This window comes from Saccharibacillus sp. CPCC 101409, assembly GCF_030518235.1.
In the GTDB taxonomy this organism is placed as follows: domain Bacteria; phylum Bacillota; class Bacilli; order Paenibacillales; family Paenibacillaceae; genus Saccharibacillus.
Window position 1 is genome coordinate 226202 of sequence record NZ_JAULSA010000004.1, and the last position, 18413, is coordinate 244614.

Annotated in this window: 12 protein-coding genes; 4 read left to right on the top strand and 8 right to left on the bottom strand. The window is 57.4% G+C overall.

Annotated features, from left to right (window positions below; all coding sequences use genetic code 11):
• Positions 1-93 precede the first annotated feature (93 nt).
• From QWJ34_RS11330 to QWJ34_RS11365, 8 genes are all read right to left on the bottom strand, one after another.
• The gene (locus QWJ34_RS11330; protein WP_302727786.1) at positions 94-1947 is read right to left on the bottom strand and encodes a beta propeller repeat protein; all 1854 of its coding nucleotides are present in this window, start codon (positions 1945-1947) and stop codon (positions 94-96) included.
• Between the two features lie 283 nt (positions 1948-2230).
• The gene (locus QWJ34_RS11335; protein ID WP_302727787.1) at positions 2231-6019 is read right to left on the bottom strand and encodes a cadherin-like beta sandwich domain-containing protein; all 3789 of its coding nucleotides are present in this window, start codon (positions 6017-6019) and stop codon (positions 2231-2233) included.
• Between the two features lie 178 nt (positions 6020-6197).
• Positions 6198-6662 (bottom strand): hypothetical protein, encoded by a 465-nt coding sequence (locus QWJ34_RS11340; protein ID WP_302727788.1) that lies wholly within the window; start codon positions 6660-6662, stop codon positions 6198-6200.
• Positions 6663-7078: 416 nt separating this feature from the next.
• Complete coding sequence (locus tag QWJ34_RS11345; protein ID WP_302727790.1) at positions 7079-8251, bottom strand: response regulator; 1173 nt, start codon at positions 8249-8251, stop codon at positions 7079-7081.
• The gene (locus QWJ34_RS11350) at positions 8248-10077 is read right to left on the bottom strand and encodes a cache domain-containing sensor histidine kinase (RefSeq protein ID WP_302727791.1); all 1830 of its coding nucleotides are present in this window, start codon (positions 10075-10077) and stop codon (positions 8248-8250) included. The genes QWJ34_RS11345 and QWJ34_RS11350 overlap by 4 nt, the downstream gene beginning before the upstream one ends.
• A gap of 9 nt (positions 10078-10086) precedes the next feature.
• On the bottom strand, positions 10087-10968 hold the full coding sequence (locus tag QWJ34_RS11355; RefSeq protein WP_302727793.1) for a carbohydrate ABC transporter permease: 882 nt from the start codon (positions 10966-10968) through the stop codon (positions 10087-10089).
• A gap of 66 nt (positions 10969-11034) precedes the next feature.
• Positions 11035-11928: a carbohydrate ABC transporter permease gene (locus QWJ34_RS11360; RefSeq protein ID WP_302727795.1), complete on the bottom strand. Its 894-nt coding sequence runs from the start codon at positions 11926-11928 to the stop codon at positions 11035-11037.
• An 85-nt stretch (positions 11929-12013) separates the two neighbouring features.
• Entirely contained in the window at positions 12014-13342 is a 1329-nt protein-coding gene (locus QWJ34_RS11365) for an extracellular solute-binding protein (protein WP_302728206.1), read from the bottom strand.
• A gap of 261 nt (positions 13343-13603) precedes the next feature.
• Here QWJ34_RS11365 and QWJ34_RS11370 point away from each other — a divergent pair, with 261 nt between their 5' ends.
• The 4 genes from QWJ34_RS11370 to QWJ34_RS11385 all read left to right on the top strand — a co-directional run bounded on the left by QWJ34_RS11370 (position 13604) and on the right by QWJ34_RS11385 (position 18410).
• Positions 13604-14911 (top strand): APC family permease, encoded by a 1308-nt coding sequence (locus QWJ34_RS11370; protein ID WP_302727797.1) that lies wholly within the window; start codon positions 13604-13606, stop codon positions 14909-14911.
• A 173-nt stretch (positions 14912-15084) separates the two neighbouring features.
• Positions 15085-16587, top strand: a complete 1503-nt coding sequence (locus QWJ34_RS11375) for a circularly permuted type 2 ATP-grasp protein (RefSeq protein ID WP_302727799.1) — start codon at positions 15085-15087, stop codon at positions 16585-16587.
• 6 nt (positions 16588-16593) lie between these two features.
• On the top strand, positions 16594-17547 hold the full coding sequence (locus QWJ34_RS11380; RefSeq protein ID WP_302727801.1) for an alpha-E domain-containing protein: 954 nt from the start codon (positions 16594-16596) through the stop codon (positions 17545-17547).
• A complete protein-coding gene (locus tag QWJ34_RS11385) occupies positions 17544-18410 on the top strand; it encodes a transglutaminase family protein (RefSeq protein WP_302727802.1) in 867 nt (288 codons plus the stop codon). Before QWJ34_RS11380 ends, QWJ34_RS11385 begins: the two co-directional genes overlap by 4 nt.
• Positions 18411-18413 lie beyond the last annotated feature (3 nt).

Sequence of the window (18413 nt, forward strand, 5' to 3'; positions counted from 1 at the left end):
CATATCAGGAAAATGTTAGACGTTTGTTCGAGCGGATCGCCTTTTGTGTAAAGCTTACGATTACCTGTAAACAGAAACTATTCGTCTGGATGCTTAAAATTCCCGGGAATAAATCACGCCCGGCGCGCCGGCGGCGATAGATCGGGACGGTCCGCTCGCGACGGCATGGGCCGTTACCTGCGGATGATCCGGCGTATTCAGCACATCGCGGCTCCAGTTCTCTCCGTCGGCCGAGCTGTATACGACTTCGTCGCTCCGCCCATTCACCGTTTCGGACGCCGCGATCAAATATCGGCCGTTCGAATAATCCATCTGCCGCACCTCGCGCTCCTGCGCCTGCGGCGACTGCCGGATTGTCGCAGGAAACCAGTCGATCCCGTCGTACGATTTGGACAGAACGAGCCGGGACGATTCGCCGCCCGCTCCTCCCGCCGCCCAGAACGCGTTTCCGTCGTAAACGATCGAGCGGGCGGACGGTCCGGTGTCCGAATCTTCCGCTTTTGTCCAGGCCAGCCCGTCTTCGGAAACGAAAAATCCTTCGCTGCCCACGGCCGCATAGATTCCCGCTCCGTATGCAATATCCAGGAATGCGGCTGTGCCCGGAAGAGTATGCCGGACCCAGCGTATTCCGTCTGCCGAAGTATACGCATAACCGCCGGCAACCCCGCCGCTGCGGTCGCCCGGCGCCACAAAACCCCGATCGCCGTAAGCCGCCGCTCGAAGCCGGTCGTCCGGATGCGCATTCTTCTCCGTTCGGCGCGTCCATTTCAGGCCGTCCGGCGACGTATAGATATTGCCGTGCGCTCCCGCGACAAGCCAGAGCCCGTTTGCATACGTCGCTTCCTCGAACCCGAAATAATCTTTTTTAAACGAAGCGAAGCGGCCCCACGGCACTTCTTTCCACGTTTTCCCGCCGTCTTTGGAGCGCACCACGGGGACGTTCTCGCCGACCGCTATCCAGATCCCGTTATGCTCCGCCGCTTTGGTCCAGGCGCCCAGCTCTTTGGAAGTCCGCTTCGGATACACCTTGGTCCATTCATGGCCCGCGGTCGGCGGATTATCCTCGCCTTGCAGGCTGCGGGCATAGATCACGCCGGGCGAGCCTACGGCAACGGCCAGGTCGGCGCCCGATGTCACACCGTATAAAGCCGGGGCGTCATGCGTTCCCGTATCGATCTCTTCGCGAACCCAGTCCTCTCCGTCAACGGAGCGATAAACCGCGTGCACCGTTCCGTTATCCGTATCGAGCACGCCCGCCGCGAGATAACGGCCGTACGAGTAATCGACGTCCCGGATCGCATAACCTTTGCTGCCGGAGGATTGTTGCAGCTCGGCGCGCTGCCAGTTCTCGCCGTTCGGCGACCGGTACAAAGGAACAACCGGCGTATCGCTTTGATCGTATGTCTCGTCTCCCTGCCAGAACCCGCTTCCGTCATAAGCGATTGTCGTAGAGAACAGATGCCCGCCCGATTGAGGCAGCGCCGTCCAATTCAATCCGTCGGCCGACCGATAGAACTCGCCCTGACCGGCAGCCAGGTATATCCCATTGCCGAAAGCGACTTCCGAAGCGATAAAATAAGCCGAATCGATCACATGGCGCGTCCACTGGATTCCGTCCGGCGAGGTGTAGACGAAGTTGTCGTAGCCGTCCTCGTCTCCGTTGAGTCCCAGCGCCACAAACCCGCTGTCCCCGTAAGCGATCGCGTAGATGTTGTCGAGCGGCCGGGAATCCGGAGTCGTCCGATGCGTCCAGTTCACTCCGTCGGGCGAGGTATAGAAGTCTCCCCGGCCGCCGCCCAGCACCCACAGGCCGCCCGCGAACACAACTTCATGGAAGCCGTTGAAGTCTTTGCGTTTGTCGGCAAACGTCTGCCACGGAATCTCCTGCCAGTGGATACCGTCCGTCGACCGCATAACCGGAGCGGCCTGGCCTACGGCAATCCACATGCCGCCGTGCTCCTCGACCCGGCGGAAAGAACCGGGCCACTGCGTACGATCGACCGCGTAGACTTCCGTCCACTGCGATTGCGGTTCGGACGCTTGCGCTGATGCCGCTTCGAATGGCCGGGCCTGAGGCCATACCGCCGCTCCAAGCATCACGATCGCTAACCATAGCCCTACAACCACACGACGAAGCAATGAAGTCCCCATCCCTTTTTTCACGCATTTGCACTCCTTTCGGATTCCGGTTCGATGTCGTTCAATAATCTTGTTAACGCCCCGTCCGCACTTAAAACTCCTGTGCAAAAATCACTCCCGGAGCACCCGTAACGATAGATCGATTCGCTCCGCTGGCAACTGCGTTGACAATCATATCCGGCTGCGATGCGGTGTTCAGCACATGGCGTTTCCAGACTTGCATCGAAAGATCGTTCATCGTATAAACGACCTCTTCACGGCGTCCGTCCACGACCTCCTCCACCGCAATCAAGTACCGGCTGTTCGAATAATCGACTTGCCGGATCAAGTATTCCGAAGTTGCCGGAGCTTGCGCGATTTCACTGGAAAACCAGCTTGTACCGTTATAAGAGCGGTATAAAAAAGGTTGTACGCCGCCGCTTTCTTCGCTGCTGCTCGCCGCCCAGAAATACCTGCCGTCAAAAGTAATCGAGGAGGAAGCCAGCTTCGTCCCATCTTCTTCCGTCCGTGTCCATTCGAGCCCGTCCGTGGACGTGTAAAAGCCGCTTCGGCTCACGGCAACGTACCGGTTTAAACCGTAAGCGACATCAAGAAAGTTCGCTCCGACCGGATTGGCGCGGCGGGTCCACTTCAGGCCGTCCGGCGATGTATACATGTAATTGCCTACAGCCCCGCCGTCTTCGCCTGCCCCCAACGCTACAAAACCTTTTCCGCCGTAGGCTATTGCTTGGATGCGGTCGTTCGGATGAGTGTTCTTCTCCGTGCGTCGCGTCCACTTCAGGCCGTCCGGCGATGTATAGATATTGCCGTGAGCTCCAGCAACGATCCACACCCCGTTCGCGTACGCCACTTCCTCAAAGCCGAAATAATCTTTTTTGAATGAAGCAAAACGTCCCCAGGGTACTTCTTTCCATGTTTTACCGCCGTCTTTAGAACGTACGACCGGTACATTTTCACCGACTGCGACCCAGATGCCGTTGTGTCCCGCTACTTTGGTCCAGGCACCGAGCTCTTTCGTATTTCTTTTCGGATAGACTTTCGACCAGGCTAGAGTCGAATCCGGTCCCAGCACGCGGGTAACGTAAATCGTATAGGTCTTGGATGCCCCTTCATCTGTGGTGACAACAACGGGAATCGCGTTTTCTCCAATCTGCAGCGGGATACGATAAAGCTGCCCCGCAACTGCGCGCGTTCCCGCAATGGTCAAGCGGACATCGGAATTAGCGGGTACTGCCGTCACGTCAAGATGGTCGACATCGCGATCAACCGAACCGCCGTAAGAAGTGCGTGTCGGGTCGAATTCTCCGTAAAAGCTCGGGTTCATTGTCAAACTTTTCAATTGTGGACCGTTCTTCCTGAACACCTGGATATAGTAGTGGTTCCGGTCCATGCTGTGAGGTTCCAAGTTAGTCACCATAATCTCGATCCGGTTCTCTCCTTCGCTCAACGGAACGCGCGCAGGGCTTCCTGAAGGAATAACCGTCCCTTCCCCTCCGTTGACCAATATTTGAATTTCCCGGTTACGGTGAAAAACGGTGGGCGTAAGAGTAATTGCATCGGCTTCGCTGTCCACTTCTGTCCAATATTCGTATTCCGTGCTGGAGAACTGCGGCGTCAGCGTTCCTTCGTCGAGCGTCAGGCTGCTGAGGTTCGCCCAAGTGTTCGCCGGAGCACGTCTGCTGCCGTTAATCCAGTACGTCACCGTATTATCTTCCGCGCCATCGGTTCGTCCTACGACCGTAATCGGAATATCGTTCTCGCCTACTTCGAATTCCACGGCTGCCGGCTGTCCCCATACCGCTTCCTTGCCGTTGACAAACAGCTTGGATTCCGGACTGAAAGGCGCAGCGGTGATTTGAAGACTGCTTATATCGCCGTCGTCCAGAATAAGATAAGACGTGCGCAGCGGATCGAATTCATAGTTGAGCCGGCCTTTGTCTATACTCAGTCCTTGCAGATAAGGGCTCCAGCCCTGCCGGAATACCTGGACTTCATAAACGGTCTGCTCAACTGCGATTTTGACCGTTTTCTTATTGATTCCTTCGGGAAACGAGACCGTTGCCGATTTTCCGCTTTCGATCGCTTCACCGTCTACCTTAAGGTCGAAATAAGAACTCATCGCGGTCGGAACAACGTCAAAGACTTTAGCGTCTTCGGGCACAATCGTGGTATAAGCGTAGCGTCCGTCCACCAGATTCAGCGCGCTTCCGGCAATCTCAAGATCCGAAAGTTTCATGTAATAAGAACTCGGTTTGCGAATCGCTAGAACGCGGTACGTCCGCGACCGGCCGTCCGGTGCGGTCGCCACGATTTCGACCGTGTTGCTGCCGACTTGGAGATTGACGGGAACGGCGCTGCCGCTCGACGCTTCCTTTCCTTGAACCGTGATACCGGATGCGGTCCCGCCTGCCCTAGGTGTAAAATAAAGCGTATTCCAGTTGTAATCTACGCTTATCTTGTATTCGGTTTGTTCCGGGTTGAATTCGGGCGTAAACGTGCCGTATCGGAGTGTCAATCCTTCCAAAAAAGGCTCCGTATCGACTGCGGTTACGCGATTCACATCGAGTGTATAGGTTTGCGTACCGCCATTCGGCGATACAACTTCGATATCGACAGGCGTGCTGTCTCCGGTCAGCGGAATAAGAACAGGAATATCGTTTAGAGCGGGGATGCCGTTGATCGTAGCGGCAGCGGAAGTGCTGGAAGTTACGATGGTCACGCCGAGTTCCTGAACATCGGATGCAACTTCCGCAGCGTATGCATGGATAGAAGGATCGAACGCCGGCCGAAGCGCGCCGGAGTCGATCTTGAGATCTTGAAGATCGCTGTCGCCGGAAATATCGAAATCGCGCGTATAGATGACGCCGGGAGAACCGACAACCACGGAACGTTCCGGGCTTGAAGCCGCTCCTACAAGCTCGCTGCCCGCCGAATCGGGACTTACGCTTTCGAGTGTCCAGCGTTCGCCGTCGCTGGATACGTAAATCATCAGGTCGAGTTCTCCCGCTTCGTAACGATCGCCTGTAGCTATATATCTGCCGTTTGAATAATCGAGACTTTGAATGAAGAACTGGGAGTTCTCCGTCCCTTCTTGAACCATATGCCGCGTCCATTGCTGTCCATCGGTCGAAGAATAAACGACGGCATCCCGCCCGTATTGCGAAATCACCCAGAATTGCGAGCCGTCGTATGTAAGAGAACCGGGATACAAGACATCCGTTTGAATGGCATTCCATTCCAATCCGTCGGTCGAAGTGTATGCGACTCCTTTCCAATTTATTGTCATATACATCCCTTGCCCGTAGGCCAAACCCGACGAGACGTCGATCGGGTTATCATGCCTGTCCCAGGTTTTACCGTCCGCCGAAGTATAAATGGATTGTTCGGCTAATGCCACAAATCCGGCTTCGCCATAGGCAACCTGAGCAATCCGTTCAACAGCCGGGGGCATATCGGCTTTCGTCCATTGCAGTCCGTCTTCCGAATAGTAGATCCTTTTTAGAGCGCCCGTTATCACCCAGACACCTTCGGCAAAAGTCACATCGTACAAACTGTAACCGGGAAATTCATCGCTATCCCCGAACTGACTTGGCGGAATAACTGTCCAGTCGATACCATTCGTGGATCTCAAAACCGATGAGTGCATACCTACTGCGATCCAGACGCCATCATGATAATGAACGTCTTCAAGCGTGTGATACCCATCAATCGGACTCTGCAAATATACCTGGTTCCATGGCGTGTCCGCCGCCTGTACTGCTGTCTGCGCAGATACTTGTCCGCTTTCGGAAAGCCAGTTTGACGAAGAAGCGATCAACATCGACGCCAGCATTGCCAGTACGATCCGGCGAAGCATCAGGGTGCAGGTTCGTTTTACCATAAAAAATCCTCCTCTGCTAAAATAAGGTTTTCACCTCTTGCTTAACTTGCACCACCTTCAAACCCTTTCAAACACCAAAATCCAAATAAAAAACCCCACCTTAACTCCATACAAAAAAGCGGCGCCGAATCGAAATTCGGCGCCGCGGCGTTTACAGATATTCATTTCAAAAAAAGGCTTATCGACGATTTTTCGCTTCGTTCAATCTTGCGTACTTCTGCTTCTCGCCCGCATACACAGCCGCGCCGATCAGAAACGAAGCTGCCAGGAAAATGAACAAAACCAGCGAAAACGTACCGGGCGATTGATCCATCAGCCAGTCCATCATATTTCCGCTTCCCGAAAAATAAGAACCGACGGCCACAACCGCGATTCCGATCAGGAGCAGCGTCGAACTCCTGCCGCTTGCCTTGAGCGTCCCCCGCCAGAACCCCGGCTCCCGCCCATACTCCCATCGCTGTCTGAACGCTTCATCCCGTTGAACCTGAAAGGGAATACGAAGCAGCGTTACCGCCATAACCAGTCCATACCCGACGATAATGAAGCCCATATGCTCCCTCGGAAAAACCAGAAGCAGAATCGCAATCACCGCCGCATATCCCGCTATCGTCCAAACCGCAGCTCGCCTTTCCTCGATCTTCATCGTCTATCCCCTCTTTCCATTCGGTATTGCTTATACCTAGTATAATGCGTCAAATGGACAAAGGTTCCACATTTATCGCGATCGCTTTTTTTCTTTATTGTATTTTATTTACTCTTTTCTCCCTTTCCCTACAAAAAGAGAGCCTTGCGACTCTCTCACTGTGTCGAGACATTCCAGCCTTAGAAAAGGCGATCAAGGCAGAGGGGGAATATCGTGTAGTACAGACTTTTGCAGAAAGTCACTTCGGAAGCCTATGCTTGGTAGTGGTCGCCTTTGAAACCGGGAAGATTCCACTGGAATCTAATCGATCTTCCTGGTTTCAACACGCGATCGGAACGAAATTCCCCCGGCGCTCCCTTGCCTTTTCCTTTTGCTGGACTTTCTCGACGGCTTGAGAGCCTTGCGGCTCTCTTTTCTCAACATTTACTTTTCTCCTGCTCCCGATACTCCGACGGCGTACACCCGATCTTTTTACGGAACACCTGCGAGAAATGGCGGACGTCCGGATAGCCGACCCGTTCGGCGATATCGCCGACTTTAAGCTCCGATTCGCCCAGCATCTCCATCGCGCGGTCCAGCCGGATCTGCGTGACGTAGTCTTTGAAGCCCTGGCCGGTCTTCTGCTTGAACAGCTGGCTGAAGTAAGCCGGGTTCAAGTATACGACCGACGCCACTTTTTCCAGCGAAAGTTCCGAGCCGTACCGGGCGCGTATGTACTGGAGCGCCACCTCGACCGCCTGTTCGCCGCCGCTGGCATAATGATCGTACACCTGGTATTCCGACGATTCCCGCATTCGCCGCACCTCGGCCGGAACCTGAGCGGGATCGTCGATCTTCCCGGAAATCAGCAGTTGGAACGGCTTTTTCAGATACCGCTTCAAGCAGCTCCGCAGTTCTTCGATCAGCCGCGCCGGACTGCCGCTTTCTTCCAGCTTCGCCAGGCCGAGCAGGCTTTTGGCGTCGATGCTGGCGACAAAGCCGTCTCCGGCGGATGCGATCAGTTCGTTCATGACGTTTTCCACGATAAAGTGTTCGAGCTTGGTATCGGTATCGCTCTCCACATGCACCATCAGCAGATGGAAGTCCGGGTAGGCTTCGGTAAACGACGCCAGGTCGATTCCGCCAAGGTCCAGCCCCGACGCCCATCTGGCAAATACGGCTTCGCGCAGAAACCGCAGATTGTGTTTGAGCAGCTCGCTTTCCTTGGCGCGCACGTTGCGCTCGGCGATCTCTTCGCTCATTTTCTTGACCAGCTCGACCAGAATGTCTTTGCCGATCGGCTTGAGCAGGTAATCGCGGGCGCCCAGGCGCACCGCTTTCTTGGCGTACTCGAATTCCGAATACGCGGAGATCACGACCCATTTCGCTTCCGGGTGCAGCGTGCGCGACACTTCCATCAGTTCGAGTCCGTTCATGCCCGGCATCAGCACATCGGTCAGCACCAGGTCGATCAGTTCGTTTTTGAGGCGCTGCACCGCTTCCTCCGGGCCTTCCGCCAGCACGACGCGATGCTGGGGAAAAGCACGTTCGATCGTCCGCTGAATCCCGCTGCGGATAATCGGTTCGTCGTCCACGACGAGAATATTCATAACAAGCTCTCCTCCTCATCCGGCACCGGAAAAGCGACGCTGACTTTCGTCCCCGTTCCGGTTGCGCTCTCGATCGTCAGTCCGTACGCTTCGCCGTACATCAGGCGGATTCGGCGCTGCACATTGAGCAGGCCGATCCCGATCCGCCCGCCCGCTTCGTGAACGTCGCCGGCCGGCGGATCGCTCAGCAGGCGCCGCAGGCGGACCAGCGTGTCGCCGGTCATTCCCGATCCGTTGTCTTCGACCACGATGCGCAGGCTGTGTTCGTCCGACTCCGAATAAATGTGCAGGGTGCCCCCGCCCCGCAGCGGTTCGAGTCCGTACTTGACCGCGTTCTCGACGATCGGCTGCAGGATCATCTTGGGCACCGGCGCGTCCAGCCAGCGTTCTTCGACCTCGATCTCCGTCTGGACCCTCCGGCCCAGCCGCGTCTCGATAATGGTCAGGTACGACTTGAGCTGCTCCAGCTCCAGCCTGAGCCGCACGCGCGCGCCTTCTTCCCAATCGCTGCTGTAGCGGAACATTTTGGACAGCGCCAGGATCACGCCTTCCAGCCGGTCGTCTTCGCGCTCGTCCAGCATCCAGTAGATCATATCGAGCGTATTGAACAGAAAATGCGGATTGATCTGCGATTGCAGCGCTTGAAGCTGGGCGTTCTTCTCGCTGATCGAAGCCTGTTTGATCCGCTCGACCAGCACGTCCATCTCCCGGACCATGCGGTTGAACGAACCGACGAGCATATTGATCTCTTCGTACGACTGGATATGCACCTGTCCCTGGAAGTTGCCGGTCTCGACCTGCTTCATCTGCTGCGCCAGGCGCTTGAACGGCAGGGAGAACGAACGCGAGACGATCGTCGACAGCGCGGTGGCCGCGATAATCAGCGCAAAAATGACGGTCAGCAGAAACTGCTGCGTCTCTTTGAGCTCCAGCTTCAGATCGCTCTGCGGCGTCGCGCGCAGGATCGTCCAGCCCGTCTTCTCGACCTGCGCAGCCGTCAGCAGCCAGTCCCCGCCTTCGTAGGCCCGGATCTCGCCGGCTTTGAGTTCGCCCGGCCAGCCCGGCGGGACCGAAGTCCACGCTTCCTGCTGGGACCCGGTCCGGATCACGTCGACGCCCGCGGCGTCGCGAATGACGACCTGGCTGCCCGCGCCGAGACTGGCGTTGGACACGGCGGACGTGATCGCGTCCGCTTCCACCTCGATCAGCACGTAGCCGACCGACTTCAGTCCTTCCAGCTCGAATACCTGGCGGCCGAACGCAAAAACCGGCCGGTCCGTCTCGCCGCTCATCAGCGATTCTTTATAGACGCCCAGCCAGCGGATTTCTCCTTTGGACCGCTCCAGCTGCTTGAACCACGGCTCGTCCGGATAGACGTGCTGCGTCGCCCCCGAAGCCCGTTCGAAGCTGTACACCTTGCCTTTGTTGGCCAGAACGTGAATTCCCAGGATGTCCCGGCGCGAGTAGAAAATAGCGCCGAGGATATCGGTGATCCGTTTCTCCGACTGCGCTTCCTCGATCGTCCAGACCGGCGAAAGAGGCCGGCGCAGCAGCCGCATCAGCTCGCCGTTGCTGTTGAGCGTCTTGGTCACGCTGTCGTAGCCGTCCAGCAGCTGGTCGAACAGGGCGACGGTCTGGGACATGTTTTTCTCGGCCAGGGTTCCCACCTGGTCCCGCACCTGTTCGGTGGCCCGCTGATAGTAAACCAAACTCACGATCAGCAGGAGGCCGAGCAGGCTGAACAGGAAAATGGGGAGCAGCCGGCCGTAAATCGTATTCATGCGTTTGTTGATGCGTTTGGCGAAGCCTCTCGTTAAGCGTCTCATAGACTCATCTTAACCTTTAACGGCACCGGCCACCATGCCTTTGGTAATTTTTTCTGCCAGCAAGAAGTAGACGACGATAACCGGCAGCGCGGCCAGAACCAGAAACGCGCCGATCGCCCCGTAATTGACCGAATACTGGCTGACGAAGCTGTATACGCCGAACGGGAGCGTTTTAAGCCGTTCGGAAGAAATGAAGGTCGCAGCCAGGATATACTCGTTCCACACGTTGATAAAAGTCAGGATGCAGACGGTCATCATCGGCGGAATCGACACGGGCAGGATTACGCTGCGGAAAATGCGGAACGCGCCCGCGCCGTCCATAATCGCCGATTCTTCGATCTCGTGCGGAATGGTGCGCAGGAAACCGCTGAGGATAAAGACGGCGATCGGCATCTGGAACGCCATATACGGCAGGATCAGCGACAGATGCGTGTTCAGGATGTGCATATTTTTGAAAATAATCATCAGCGGCAGCAGCGTGCCCTGCATCGGGATCATCATGCCGAGCAGGAACAGCAGCATAATCAGCTGTCCGTATTTCCAGCGGAAGCGGGTAATCGCGAACGCCGCCAGCGAAGACAGCAGGATCACGCCGAACATGGTGGTCGCGGTGACGAACAGGCTGTTGCCCAGATAGCGGATATAGTTGCCGCTGTCCACGGCGTCGGAGTAGTTGCCCCACTGCCAGACTTTGGGAAGAGCGAAGAAACTGCCGGACAGAATTTCGTCGTTCGTTTTGAGCGAGTAGATCAGCAGCCACAGCAGCGGATACAGCTGGGTGACGAGCAGGGCGCCGAAGAATACGAACGCAATCAGAGTCTTGAGCGAGAAGCGCCGCTGACGGACTTTGAGCGCGGGCTTCGAACCCGCGGAACTTGCGTACTGACTCATGGGCGGAGCCCCCTTTCCTTAAAGATTTCGACTTGAATGGCGGATCGGGCGCGCGGTTTCGCGCGCTCAGGAATAACGTTTCTCCAAACGGGTAAACAGCAGATTGATCAGCACGGTCGCGATCAGACAGATCAGGATCAGCATATTGGCGATCGCGCTGCCGTAGCCGTACTCCATCGTGATAAACGACATATTGTACATGTGGCTGGCGAGCACTTCGGTCGCGTGCGCCGGACCGCCGGCGGTCATGACCATAATCAGGTCGAACGATTGCAGCGAGCCGATAAAGGAAAGCACGATCGAAATCTTCAGGATCGGCAGCACCATCGGCAGAGTGATGTAACGGTCCGCTTTGAAGCCGGAAGCTCCGTCGATCTTGGCCGCCTCGTAGATTTCGCTCGGAATATTCTGAATGCCGGTGAACTGGATCAGGATATGATAGCCGAGGTACTGCCACAGCGAGACGAGAATAATAGCGTAGATCGCGATCTTCGGCTCGGTCAGCCAGGAATGCGTCCACGATTCCAATCCGACTTTGATCAGGATCTGGTTGATCATGCCGCCCATCGCCGCCGGGTTGTAGATCGTTTTCCACAGCTGGCCGATAATGGCGACGGACAGGATAACGGGCAGGAAGTAGCTGGAAACGAGGAAATTCGGCCGGCGCACGAAGCGGGTGATCAAGATGGCGACCAGCAGCGCGACCGGCACCTGCACCAGCATCGAGAATCCGGCGAGCGTAAACGTGCGTCTGACGGCCGGCCAGAAGACCGGGTCGTGCGTAAACATCTTGGCGTAGTTGCTGAATCCGATAAAGGTCGCTTTGCCGATGCCGTTCCAGTCCATCAGACCGCTGTAGATCGAGACGAGGATCGGAACGAACACGAGGCCGAGATAGACGATCAGACACGGCATGATAAAGGCCGCAATCGTCCAGCGGGATACTTTTAATACGTTCACGCGGGAACCGCCTCCTTAAGACGAAGCCGACGAACAAGAGAAGGGGACCTGCGGTCCCCTTCTGTTTCGGTCGACGGTGCCGTTATTATTTATTCTCTTCGTACGCGGCCTGCAGTTCTTTGGCGACCGCGGCCGGATCTTTCTGTTCGACGAACAATCCCTGGATGCCCGACAGGTGAACCTGCGTCGTAGCCGGATTCATCGTGTTGTCGAACGCAAGGTCTCCGCCCTTGACTTCCTTGAACAGGTCGAGCACGTTCATCGCCATGTCGGAGTAGCCGGCGGCTTTGAAGTCGCCGTCCACGTTCTGCGCGATGCCGACGGCGCCTTTCGCTTCGAACGCTTCTTTCGGGAAGTTGGTCATGAAGTAGTTCAGGAAATCTTTGGTTTCGTCCAGGTGCTTGCTGTTCTTGGAGATCGCGAACGCGCTGCCCGGAGCGAGCATGAATTCGTCCGCGTTGCCTTTGCCGCCGACCGTCGGGAATTTGAATACGCCGACATTGTCGTCTTTGCTGACTTCGGCCGTTTCGATGCCGCCGGTCGCCCAGCTGCCCATGTAGTACATGGCCGCTTTGCCCGTCTTGAACAGGTTCTCGCCCGAGTTATAGTCGAACGAAGTCGCGCCGTCCTGGAACGCGCCCGCCTGCACCAGGTTTTCGAACGCTTGAACGGCGTCGACGTAAGCTTGATCTTCGAACGTTTTCTTGCCGTCGAGCACGTCCTGCAGGAAGCCCGGTCCGCCGTTTGTGCGCAGCAGGATATTCATGAACAGGAACGAGCCGGTCCAGCTGTCTTTCTCGCCGATTACCATCGGCTGGATGCCTTTGCCTTTGAGCGTTTTGACCGCGTCGACCATTTCTTCGAAGGTCGTCGGCACTTTGACGCCGCCTTCTTCCATCAGCTTCTTGTTGTAGAACACGACGCCGATGTTGTTGCCGTCCGGCAGCGCGTACAGGTTGCCGTCGAATGTATAGTAATCCAGGATGCCTTTTTGGAATGTGTCTTTCAATCCGTTTTCTTCAACCATGTCGTTCAGCGGCGCGAACAGGTCTTCGTCCACGAACGGCTGCATCTGGGCGGCCGGGTTGACGACCGTGATGTCCGGCACTTCTTTCGAAGCCGCCTGCGTTTTCAGTTTGAGCTTCTGCTGGTCGGTGTTCAGCGAATCGAGTTCGATCTTGACGTTCGTATGCTCTTTCTCGTACTGCTCGACGATTTTCTTCATCATCTGGTTTTTCGGATCGCTTGCGTCCGGATAGATGTTTTGGAACGTAATCGTGATATTCTCTGTGGAGCCGCTTTTTCCTCCGGACGAATCCGTACCGGTGTCTCCTCCGGCCGCGTTGTTGGTTGTGGCGGCGCCGCCGCCTCCGCAGGCACTGAGGCTGATCGCCAGCACGCCTGTCATGGCCATGCCGAAGAATTTGAACGGTTTCTTTTTCACGAGTTATTCTCCCCTTTGAACTTGGAATACCGTCATTATGGACTTTACTGTAAACGCATACAATGGAAATTTTTAAGAAAAGATGTTTGTTTTTTTGGGGTGTCTGCATTCGAAACGTTTTCCAAATTTCCGTGAATCTTTTCACTTTAGCTTGCCGACGCGGCGCCGCGCCGGGTATAATCAGTCGAGCTTACGCTTTATCCCTTTAAACCGAAAGGAACCGTGAACGTCTTGACCCCACTCAAAAAATCCGTGACTTTCCTCGAAGCGATGGCGATCGTCGTCGGCATGATTATCGGCTCCGGCATCTTTCTCAAACCCGGCATCGTGCTGAGCAGCGCCGGCTCGCCCCTGCTCAGCATTCTGGCCTGGACCGCCGGCGGCGTAATCACGCTCGCCGCCGCGCTGTCCATCGCCGAGATCGCGGCCGCGATTCCGCGCTCCGGCGGTTTGTATGCTTATATGGAAGAATTGTACGGCGAAACGACGGGCTTCCTGCTCGGCTGGGTGCAGGCCGTTATCTCGTATCCGGCGTCGGTCGCGGCGCTGGCGATCGCGTTCGCTTCGTACTCCGGCTATTTCCTGCCCATGAACGGCGCGCAGCAAAAAGGGCTTGCGATCGGCATTCTGCTGTTCATCCTCGCCATGAACGCGCTGTCCACCAAATACGGCGGCATCATTCAGCTGCTGGCGACGGCCGGCAAGCTGATTCCCGTCGTGGGCATCGTCGGCTTCGGCCTGCTGTCCGGCACGCAGCCGGGCTTTGCCGGCGTATCCGGCTCGGCGGCGGGAGCCGCGGGTTTCGGCGCGGCCATCCTCGGTACGTTGTGGGCTTACGACGGCTGGATCGGCGTGACGAATATGGCGGGCGAAATGAAGAATCCGGCCAAAACGCTGCCCAAAGTCATCCTGATCGGCGTTTCGTTCGTGATCGTGGTGTATGTGCTGTTCAACCTCGCCATCTTCCGCGCGCTGCCGTTCGAAGCGATTGTATCCTCGCCCACGCCGGGCGCGGACGCGGCCAAAGCGCTGCTAGGCTCGGGCGGCGGCGCGTTTATCACGGCCGGCATCATCGTGTCCGTGCTCGGCGCGCTGAACGGCTACCTGATGACGGCCGCCCGCGTGCCGCAGGCGATGGGCGAACGCGGCAGCCTGCCGTTCTCCGGCGCGCTGCGCCGCATTCACCCGCGCTTCGGCACGCCGGCCAACGCGCTGATCTTCCAGGCGGCGCTGGCGATCGTCTACATCTTCTCGGGCACGTTCAACACGCTGACCGACCTGCTCGTGTTCGTGCTGTGGATCTTCTTCACGGCCGGTGTATTCGGCGTGTTCATCCTGCGCCGCAGGGTCGGGACCGAAGCGGGACGCTACCGCGTTCCGCTGTATCCGCTCACGCCGATCGTCGGGATCGCCGGCGGCCTGTACATTCTGGTCAGCACGCTGACGGACAGTCCGACCCGCTCGCTGATCGGGATCGGCATCACTTTGATCGGCCTGCCGGTGTTCTACGCGATGAAGCGGCGCGGCGGCGTTTCCTGACACATCAAGAGGGCGTTCCCCAACAGGAACGTCTTTTTAACACCTTTTAATGTAAGGTATAAGTCATTTTTTATGACTTAATTTTATTTTTTTATATGAAAAATGATAAAAAGAGTCAGTTACGGGTTAAATAATGGAATAAAAATTAACACGAAGTCTGGGAGGCGCTGCTTATGTCCAAAACCGGTACCGTACCGGGACTCGCTCCTTATCCGCTCGGCCCGGGCTTTGACGAAATGTATGCCGGGCCGGGCGAAGTGCGGCGGCATTACGAACATGCCCACCGCATCTTCTCGGCCATGGGCCCCGAAGCGCTCAAACGCAAGCAGCGCGCCATGCAGCGGCGCATGCTGGAAGAAGGCATTACGTTTACGCTGTACGGCTCCGACGGCGCGGCGCGCGAACGTCCGCTCGAACGTACGATTCCGTTCGATATGATCCCGCGGATTATCCCCGGCGAAGAGTGGCGGGACCTCGAACGCGGCATCCTGCAGCGCATGGAAGCCCTCAACCGCTTCGTGCACGACGTTTACCACGAGCAGCGAATCGTCAAAGACGGGCTGGTTCCGCGGCGCATGATCTTATCCAACCGGTATTTCCGGCCGGAGATGGCGGGCTTCCGCGTACCCGGCAATACGTACATCGCCGCTTCCGGCATCGACTTGATCCGCCACAGCGACGGCCGGTATTACGTGCTCGAAGACAATCTGCGCACGCCGTCCGGATTCTCGTATTTGTTCAAAGGAAGAACGCTGATGAACCAGCTGTTTCCCAAGCTTTGTTTCGAGAGCGCGATCCGGGACGTGGACGCGAGCCTGAACCGCTTTCTGTCCGCGCTGCGCAGTCTCGCGCCTTCGCGCAATCCCGATCCGCTGATCGTGCTGCTGACGCCGGGTTCTTACAACTCGGCCTATTACGAACACGCTTTTCTCGCCCAGCAGATGGGCATACGCCTTGTCGAAGGCCGGGACCTCGTTGCGGACAATCACAAGATTTATCTGCGCACCATGCGCGGCATGCAGCAGGTCGATATCATTTACCGCCGGCTGGACGACGAGTATCTCGACCCGCTGACGTTCCGTCCCGACTCCATGCTTGGCGTGCCGGGGCTGATGAACGCTTACCGCGCGGGCAATGTGGCGCTTGCCAACGCGCCCGGCACCGGAGTGGCCGACGACAAAGCGATGTATACGTACGTTCCGGACATGATCCGCTATTATCTCGGCGAAGAACCCCTCCTGCGCAATGTGCCGACCTATGTGTTGTCCCGCCCCGAAGAACGCGAATTCGTGCTAGAGCGGCTGCATGAAATGGTCGTCAAAGAAACGTCGCTGTCGGGCGGCTACGGCATGCTGATCGGCAGCGAATCGACGCCGGAAGAAAGGGAGCTGTTCCGGGGCAATATTCTGCGCGAACCGGAACGCTATATCGCCCAGCCGATCATGGCGCTGTCGACGGCGCCGGTGCTGGCCGGCAGCGGCGCCGCTCCGCGCCATATCGATCTGCGGGCGTTCGCGCTGGCCGGCGCAAACGGACAAACGCACGTGATTCCCGGGGGCCTGACCCGGGTCGCCATGCACGAAGGCTCGCTCGTCGTGAATTCGTCCCAGGGCGGCGGCGTCAAGGATACCTGGGTCGTCGACGAACCCGGGCTCCCATCTATCGAAAAGGAGTGAACAGCCATGCTGAATCGTAACGCGGAAGCCCTTTTTTGGATCGGCAGATACTTCGAGCGCGCGGAGAACCATGCCAGACTGATCGACGTTCATTATCACATTCAGCAAACGGAGACGCACGACGCCGCGAGCTCGCGCTGGTCGCGGCTGGTCGACGCCATCGGATCGAGAGACGAGTATACGGCGCGGCACGACGACTTTTCCGAAGAAGACGTACTCTCGTTCCTCACGCTCGATCTGGAGCATCCCAACTCGATCTATGCGTGCATTTACCAGGCCCGGAGCAATCTGCGCATGCTGCGCCAGCAGCTTCCGAGCGAGATGTGGGACGCCGCCAGCGGCTTCCAGCTGTGGCTGGACGAGCAGACGCCGGCGAATATCCTGGAAGACCCGCACGATTTCTACCAGCGCCTCAAAGAGCAGACGGCTACGTTTCTCGGCATCGAACAATCCACGCTGTGGCGGGAAAAAGAATGGCATCTGATCGAAAGCGGACGCTTTCTCGAACGCGCGGAGAATACGGTGCGCATCTTGAAGTCGACCGCCGTTTACTGCCGCGGCAGCGACTCTTCCCGCTGGTACCCGATGCTTCAGGCGGTGCTGAATTCGCTCAGCGCGTACCAGGCGTTCCGCAGGCGGTTCGCCGACGATATGTCGCCGGCGCGCCTGCTGGAATTCCTGATCGCGGACCCTACGTTCCCCCGCTCCGCCCTGTTCGCGTTCCGCGAGCTGGAAGAACATCTGCACGGCCTTGCCGAAGATTCCGCGCAGCGCGGGCAGGGACACCGCATCGTGCTCCGGCAGACGGGCAAGATCAAGTCCCATCTGGAATATCTGGATTACGAGGAACTGGATCTGAACCGCGTCGATCCCCTGCTCGACCGTTTGATCGAATGGTGCGACGAACTGGGCGGCGCCATGCGCGAGCGCTACTTTCGCAGCGAGGAGATCCGGGTATGAAGATCGAGATCCTGCATCGGACAAGCTATATCTACGAGACTCCGGCCCTGGACAGTGTCAATGAAGTGCGGCTGACGCCGCGTACGAATTATCGTCAATCCTGCTACCATCACGAGGTGGAGGTCACGCCTTCCTGCAGCCTGTTCACCTACGAGGATTATTTCGGCAACCGGGTGCACGCCTACTCGGTCAGCGCGCCGCACGACAGCATGACGATCACCGTCAAATCGACGGTCGTGACGCAGAAGCGCGAGCAGGGCGCCGGTCGCCCGCGTCTTCCGCTGAACGAACAAAAGCTCCTGCTGGAGAACGAAGCGTTCCGCGACCGCTATATCGAGTTCCTGCTGCCGACGGACTACACCGAACAAACGCCGGAGCTGCAATCGTTTATGAAGCGGCAGCCGATCGGAAACAAAGAAGATCTGTACGCCTGGGCGCGCGATCTCTCTTCGACGATCTACAACGAGTTTACCTACGATCCGGAAGCGACCAACGTCGAAACGACGGTCAAGAACGCGCTCCAGCTCAAACGCGGCGTCTGCCAGGATTACGCGCACCTGATGATCGCCGCCTGCCGGAACGTGGGGATGCCCGCCCGCTACGTCAGCGGCTACCATTTTATCGGCGATCTGCAGGGCGGCAACGCGGATTTCGAACAGGCGTCGCACGCCTGGGTCGAAGTCCATATCCCCGGTACCGGCTGGCTCGGCTTCGACCCGACCAACAACGCCGAAGTGAACTGGCGCTACGTCAAGCTGGGCCACGGCCGGGATTACAAAGACATCGTGCCGGTCAAAGGCGTTTACAAAGGCGGGACGAGCAGGCTCGATGTGACGGTGGACGTGCGGCTGGCGGAGGATTGAAAG